Source organism: Ferrimicrobium sp. (genome assembly GCF_027364955.1).
Classification (GTDB): Bacteria; Actinomycetota; Acidimicrobiia; order Acidimicrobiales; family Acidimicrobiaceae; genus Ferrimicrobium.
On the sequence record NZ_DAHXOI010000052.1, the window covers coordinates 1 to 6,225 of the forward strand.

Here is a 6,225-nt window from a genome sequence, read left to right on the forward strand (position 1 = left end):
TTGCAGGTGCCCCGGAACAAGCCGCTTAGCGGTCTTGCGAGGCGATGGAATGGACTACCATGAAATCGCTAACTGTCACCATGGATACCGATAGCTGCGTAAGCTCCATCCCAGGGTGTGCCACGGTCTGAAAGTGCAGACCTCCATCCGTGGTTTTGAGGATGAGGCCGTTGCCAACCATGTATCCTGTGGTCGCCGAGCTGAACCGCATGGCGTTGTCAGACTGCCCGCGAGGTTGTCCAAGAACCCTCCCATCAATGGACTCAACTTTCGGCATCGGCACAAGCTTCGCGTTCTTGGACGTGGTGATTGCAGAGCCATCGTGGCCCGATTGGTTGCTGTTGGTCTGGCTGCTCTGGGTTTGATTGCATCCCGAAATAGTGATGGCGGCGGCTACCAAGGCGAACGCTACAAGTTTTGACCTACTCATCTTCTGCCATCTCGTTCATCCACCTACCTGTCAGTAACATACAGAGAAATCGTCAGCTACCATTGCAAGTATACCGATGGATGAGCGTCAAGGCAGGCGCGGCGGCTCTCATGGTTATGGGAGGGCCGCTACAGTAGATCCCGACTCTTTGCCTGGCTCAGAAGTATTGGTCATGCTTGGTGACTGGATGAGTTCCACAGCCGGTCTTCGGGATAAGGTGAGGCTCATGAATGGTATCGATCTATCCGCAGGTTCTCTGATCGAGGTCTTCACCGCCGAGGAACGTCCGGACCTCTGGGAGAGATCGCGGTCGCTTTTCGTAGATGTTTGGCCAGAGTACAACCTGCATGGCAACGAGACGCCTACCTACTTTGGTGCCCTCTTTCCAAAGTACGCTCCCTTCCAGGTACTGGTTGTGGAGAAGAGCAGCGAACAAATCATCGCACGCGGCCGATCGATACCGTTTCGCTGGGATGGAACCCAGGCAGACTTACCCACGGGTATTGACGCACTTGGACTGCGGGCAGTGACAGACGATGTCGAACCCACCGCACTCTCAGCGCTGGCGGCCGAGGTGGCGATGGACCACCGAGGCGAAGGTCTGAGCCGTCTACTGATCCAGTCGATGGCCGTCGCAGCCCGATCCAGCGGTCTTGGAGTCCTGATGGCCCCCGTGCGGCCGAGCTGGAAGGATCGCTATCCACTCATACCTATCGAGCGCTACGTCTACTGGACTAGGGAAGACGGGCTCCCCTTTGACCCTTGGCTACGTGTACACGCTCGACTAGGTGGAGCGATCGTCAGGACGGAGCCGAAGTCGCTGTTGATTGAGGCTCCAATCAGCGAGTGGACGCGCTGGACAGCGCTCCTCTTCCCCGCGGATGGCGACTACGTCTTCTCAGGCGGTCTGAGTCCACTAGTCGTCCACGATGGAATCGGCACCTACTGGGAGCCAAACGTCTGGGTGCGCCATGAGGTCTGAGGATGCGCTCAATTCACCTACTTACTTCCTCTCTATGGTAGTGCCGAGCCCGTAGGTGCTTATTGTCAGCGATGCGTAAGGAAGATTCAAGTCGGTGCTCGGGCATGGGTGGCAACCGAATATCCTTGGACGCGGTTGACTGGAGGTGATATGTCGTACCGAGTCGATTTCGAGAGAGTGTCCACCATTGGGTTGGAGTCATCGCCGGTTGCTAATGCGCTTGCGGGACTGCGCGCGAACGAAGCGCGCTATTTCAAGAACAAGTACAACTATGACTTTGTAGTAGAGCCGGCAAGCGAAGCAGGTGAGACCATACGTAGGGTGCAGCGAATTCTTAAGGAGGAACGGGACATCGTGATCGCCTCTGAGCCGCTCGAGGCCTGCACCTCGAATGTCGACACCATCAGATGGGACCACGTCTTCTACGAGAGTGGTCTTGCGATCAACGTGATGTATACCATCGATGATCCGAAGAGGCGGGCGGTTGGCTTCAAGCTCTCAGAGGGAATGGACATTCCAGACGAACTCGCTTCCCGATTTAAGTTCGCTCGGCAGAGATCGAAACTCGCTGGCACCATTCGTGGTTCCTTTTTTGTCGTCAAGGGCGAGTACTAAACTTGGTCGAAGCCGGTCTCGCAAACGCCTCCGGGTCTCCCGACAAGAATTCGCGCCAGAGAATGCCGCCCCTGCTATTCACGGTTGAGGCCGGTCGCAAGGCAAGACCGTGTTGCGTAACGCGTTTCGGAAAGGTTGCGCACTCACTCCGGTCACAGGTGTGAATGTGGTGGCTTCGCAACGTGAGACAAGTGAAGCACCTCTTCATACACTGTCAGCGTCCGCGCCACACCATGGGCTACGACCTCGATAATCGGGTTCGTATCGCCCCGGTCCGCTGACGATAAGGCAGCGTAGTATTGGAGTCGGTCCGTAGGTTCTAACAAGGCAGGCAGATACTCATGGCGCAGCAGCCAGAGGTTGAGAAGCAATCGACCAGTACGGCCATTGCCGTCGGCGAAGGGATGTATCGCCATCAGTCGTGCGTGCATCTCGGCACCAATCGCAACAGGATGTCCCTCTGATTGGTGCCACTGTGCAAACAAATCGTCAACCTCGCCCGGAACAGATAGAGGATCAGGTGGAATGAGTGTGCTACCCGAGATTGCTACAGGCACCTCGCGGTAGTGCCCGGCTTCACCGGGTTGTGATCGACACAACACCAGCGCATGAAGTGACCGCAAGAGCCAGGGAGTAAGCGGTTGATCGGATTGTGACCACCGGATCATCGCATCCCAGGCTTCTGCGTGGTCAATCGCCTCTAGATGATCGCGCAGGGGTTTCCCTCCCACGGTGATGCCTTCAAGTACCACCTGCGTCTCAGCGAGCGTGAGATGATTGCCCTCAATAGCGTTGGATGTGTAGGTGATGCGTACTCTGAGCGCGTCTGCAAGGGAACGGCTGGTTTCTGAGGGCAATGGACGTAGCTGGTGAAGATTGTGCATTCGCTGGTCCAGCGATGCTAGCAAGTGTTCGGACTCGTTAATGACAACCCCCTCTCCCTTGATCGTATCCTAACTTGGCTCCACCCTGACCATAGTGCTAGGTGTAGGTAGCTCAGCCTTCGCCGTTGGTTGCGATGCGGAGAGGGCACGGCTTTTGAGCGCAGCTAGGCAATATCATCCCCTGCTCCTGGCATCTTTGACCTCAGCAAGGGTGCTGTTGGCAGTTCGGACACCCTCTGCCAAGGTTTGGCGTGTTGTGGCCAGCACGTGGTTCGCATCCACTCTAAAACGGGAAAGGTGCCATAATGCCTTGGCGCTGTCCTCAAAGGTTGATGAGGCAAGGTCGCGCTCGAACGGTACACCGTCAAAGTGCAACCCAGTCAGTTCTTGCAGGTGTGCAAGTGTCTTATGCATTTCCTGAAATGCGTACTGCTCCGGGTTTGCCTAGCGAATAGCCTTCATGGGACCATCCCAGCAAAGCGATCCGCCTGTCGCCAAGCTCTGCTTGAACAGTGGTCACGACCGCGTCGAGAACAGCATCTGATTGGGGAGGGCAGTGAGCTGGCGAGTCACCAGTTCCCGGTAGATCGATGTAGAGGCGGCGCCATCCGGAAAGTTCGGCGAAGACGGGCTCTATCGCAGCTGCCATAGAAGCGTGATCAAAACCGAAGGAGGGCAGTACGATAATCGGGTCGTCGTTGCTCTCACCATGTTCCTGAAGGTGAAGCGTCACTGCTCTTGTCCCTCTTTAGCAGCGCCTGCGCCGATAGGTGATGAGGAACCGGCAAACCCCGGCGGCTTGCGCTCTGGAGTCTCGTAGCCATGTAGCTAGTCCAGTACCGCGCTTCGTGCGAAGCGTCATCCGGCCCCGAACCGTCGACCGGGGAGTTCACCCGAGTGGACGCGTACCAAGACGGCATCGTCGTCAAGCTTTAACAGGCTAGCGAGCTCGGTGCGGGTGAGTACCTCATCAGCCTCGCCCTTTGGCCCACTCGGTACTGGCGAAGGAGCATCAGGTGTAAGCGCCGACTCGAGTAGATCGTTAACGAGGTCCTGTTTGGTACGCCCAAGGGCGTGGGCTCGGGAGTCGAGTTGGCGAGCTCGTGATGCAGGAATGCGGACGAAGAAGGCAGTACGGGTTTCAGCCACAGAGAAAAGCTTAGCAGCGTGCTATCTAGATATCAGTTCTGATAGCATGGGTAACATGAATCCATTTCGTTTCGGCTATCAGATCCGGTCCAACGATCCCGCGACACTGCGCCAGGAAGTGCGAGCAGCAGAGGCCGCCGACTTTGATGTGCTTTGCACCTTCGACCACCTTGGACGATACCTCTCAGCACTCGAACCCCTCGCGTTCTGCGCAGCCTGGAGCGAACGGATCCGACTTTGCCCATTAGTACTCAACAACGACTTCCATCACCCAGGGGTTTTAGCTCAGCGTCTCGCGACCCTGGATCGACTCTCTGGTGGGCGAGTCGAGGTTGGAATGGGAGCTGGGCATGCCTTCCCTGAGTACCATGCGATCTCTATCCCCTTTGATCCACCCCAACGACGAAAGCAGCGCCTTGCCGAGTCGCTCGACATCCTTCGTCGCCTGCTCGACGGAGAACAGGTTGAGCACCATGGCGAGTTCTACGACCTGAGTGGTTTTGCCTCAATTGAGCCCGCACAGGATCACGTTCCGATTCTGGTTGGAGTGAACGGGCGAGCTGGCCTCGCTCACGCTGCGGGGATGGCCGATATTATTGGTCTCACGATGCTCGGGGTGACTCTGCCCGATGGTAACTCTCACGCAGTGCGTTGGGAGCCAAAACGCCTCGATACCACCGTTAACTGGATTGTCGAGCAGGCTGGCGAACGGGTTCACAACCTCGAGTTGAACGCACTCGTCCAGGCCGTAGTTGTCACCGATGATCGTCGCAAGGCGGCACAAGAGTTTCTCTCAGAGGTTCCTGGTCTCGAACTCGACCACGCGCTCTCGACCCCCTTCCTTGCAATTGGGACTCACGACGAGATCGCAGCACACCTCCTCGCCTGTCGAGAACGCTGGGGGATCTCCTACTACGTGGTGCGAGACATCGAAGGTTTTGCCCCGGTCATCGAGATGCTCCGAGCTGAGGACCACTCTTAACAACTGGGTTGAAGATATCAGTGGAGGAGCGTTCAACTTAGGGAAGTGTTCGGGTGCGGTCTCGATACGAAGTCAGAATCGATTCACCCAGAGCGTTGAGGACCCATGCGATCGCCGGCTATGGCCCCCTGTAGACTTTGAATGGCTATGTGGAGTCTGCCGGGCTAGAGCGGCGATGAGGTGGCGAGCGTAGCTCACTTGTTGCGCGCTCGTCCGAACATTGGTCGTGAAGCTGTCAGTCCAGATCACACTGTAGTTTCTTACGGGAGACCCCGGAGATCCCGATGGAGGAGTAGCGTGATGAGTTACTCGGTTTCCGCCCGTAGCGTACGTTGCACGCCCTTATGGCCTGATCGGTGAGGAACCGGGATGTTGAAGCATACAACACGAGTGAAACTCAGCAGTTGAGGGAAGTCGACTCGATCGCATCCGCCACTCTCGTCTAATCAGACCGTAAACCCAAGAATCTGAGACTTCGCCGTTCACGATACAGTCTTCTCGCAATGTTCCCTCACGTAGAAACCCGAGTTTCTCCAGTACGCGGGCAGATGCAACGTTACGCGTGTCGACCTCAGCCTGTACACGGTTGAGGTCCAGAGTGTCGAAGGCCCAACCCAACAGTCCGCGTGCAGCCTCCGTGGCGTAACCGTGACCCCACGCAGTGTCCCCGTAGCAGTAGCCCAGAGATGCGCTCCGAAGGTCCGGGTTCCATTGGTGCAGGCTGCACCAACCAATGAAGCCGCCATTAGAGGCGAGGTCGACGGCTAACCGCGCTCCGGTGCCCTCCTCAGCTTTCTGTTGTGAAGCCATGATGAACTTCGTGGCACGCTCTCGGTCGTTCCACGGAGGTGCATCCCAGTAGCGCAGCACTTTGGTATTGGTATGTAGGGCAAAGAGGTCGTCGGCATCGGTGTCGACAAAGGGACGAAGGTGCAGACGTGCAGTTTGAATCATGGGGGTGGGGAGCGGCATGTGCGACATGCTCCTTTCAGTGCTTGGGGCCAAACAATTTTAAGGGGCTAGGCGCCTTGATGTGTTCATCGCCGGATGAGGTCCTTCGAGGGGCCGTTCAAGGATGAGGTGTTTGAACTAGTAGTATAAATATTGCGATTTGTGGAATGTTTATGGCGAACCGTACCATACTGATACTATGAAACTTTCGGAATACGCCGCTAAGAATGGG

General features: G+C 56.7%; 7 protein-coding genes. 3 read left to right on the forward strand and 4 right to left on the reverse strand.

Features of this window, described 5'->3' with window-relative positions; all coding sequences use genetic code 11:
• Positions 1 to 506: 506 nt before the first annotated feature.
• Both M7Q83_RS13690 and M7Q83_RS13695 read left to right on the forward strand, forming a co-directional pair.
• Complete coding sequence (locus M7Q83_RS13690; RefSeq protein ID WP_298340047.1) at positions 507 to 1,412, forward strand: hypothetical protein; 906 nt, start codon at positions 507 to 509, stop codon at positions 1,410 to 1,412.
• 150 nt (positions 1,413 to 1,562) lie between these two features.
• On the forward strand, positions 1,563 to 2,027 hold the full coding sequence (locus M7Q83_RS13695; RefSeq protein WP_298340050.1) for a phage tail protein: 465 nt from the start codon (positions 1,563 to 1,565) through the stop codon (positions 2,025 to 2,027).
• A gap of 152 nt (positions 2,028 to 2,179) precedes the next feature.
• Here M7Q83_RS13695 and M7Q83_RS13700 read toward each other — a convergent pair whose 3' ends face one another.
• From M7Q83_RS13700 to M7Q83_RS13710, 3 genes are all read right to left on the reverse strand, one after another.
• Positions 2,180 to 2,911, reverse strand: coding sequence for a Fic family protein (locus M7Q83_RS13700; RefSeq protein WP_298340052.1), 732 nt, complete (start codon positions 2,909 to 2,911; stop codon positions 2,180 to 2,182).
• Positions 2,912 to 3,317: 406 nt separating this feature from the next.
• Positions 3,318 to 3,644: a hypothetical protein gene (locus M7Q83_RS13705; protein ID WP_298340055.1), complete on the reverse strand. Its 327-nt coding sequence runs from the start codon at positions 3,642 to 3,644 to the stop codon at positions 3,318 to 3,320.
• A gap of 125 nt (positions 3,645 to 3,769) precedes the next feature.
• Complete coding sequence (locus tag M7Q83_RS13710; RefSeq protein WP_298209264.1) at positions 3,770 to 4,060, reverse strand: hypothetical protein; 291 nt, start codon at positions 4,058 to 4,060, stop codon at positions 3,770 to 3,772.
• Between the two features lie 55 nt (positions 4,061 to 4,115).
• Here M7Q83_RS13710 and M7Q83_RS13715 point away from each other — a divergent pair, with 55 nt between their 5' ends.
• Positions 4,116 to 5,042, forward strand: a complete 927-nt coding sequence (locus M7Q83_RS13715) for a TIGR03621 family F420-dependent LLM class oxidoreductase (RefSeq protein WP_298340057.1) — start codon at positions 4,116 to 4,118, stop codon at positions 5,040 to 5,042.
• 342 nt (positions 5,043 to 5,384) lie between these two features.
• On the opposite strand, the gene M7Q83_RS13720 is transcribed toward M7Q83_RS13715, so the two are convergent.
• Positions 5,385 to 6,014 (reverse strand): GNAT family N-acetyltransferase, encoded by a 630-nt coding sequence (locus M7Q83_RS13720; protein ID WP_298340060.1) that lies wholly within the window; start codon positions 6,012 to 6,014, stop codon positions 5,385 to 5,387.
• Between the last annotated feature and the right edge of the window lie 211 nt (positions 6,015 to 6,225).

Excerpts from the sequence above, each read along its gene's own strand:
- M7Q83_RS13700 (WP_298340052.1), bottom strand. The coding sequence starts at position 2,911 with ATGCACAATCTTCACCAGCTACGTCCATTGCCCTCAGAAACCAGCCGT.
- M7Q83_RS13720 (WP_298340060.1), bottom strand. The coding sequence starts at position 6,014 with ATGCCGCTCCCCACCCCCATGATTCAAACTGCACGTCTGCACCTTCGT.
- M7Q83_RS13690 (WP_298340047.1), top strand. The coding sequence starts at position 507 with ATGGATGAGCGTCAAGGCAGGCGCGGCGGCTCTCATGGTTATGGGAGG.
- M7Q83_RS13715 (WP_298340057.1), top strand. The coding sequence starts at position 4,116 with ATGAATCCATTTCGTTTCGGCTATCAGATCCGGTCCAACGATCCCGCG.
- M7Q83_RS13695 (WP_298340050.1), top strand. The coding sequence starts at position 1,563 with ATGTCGTACCGAGTCGATTTCGAGAGAGTGTCCACCATTGGGTTGGAG.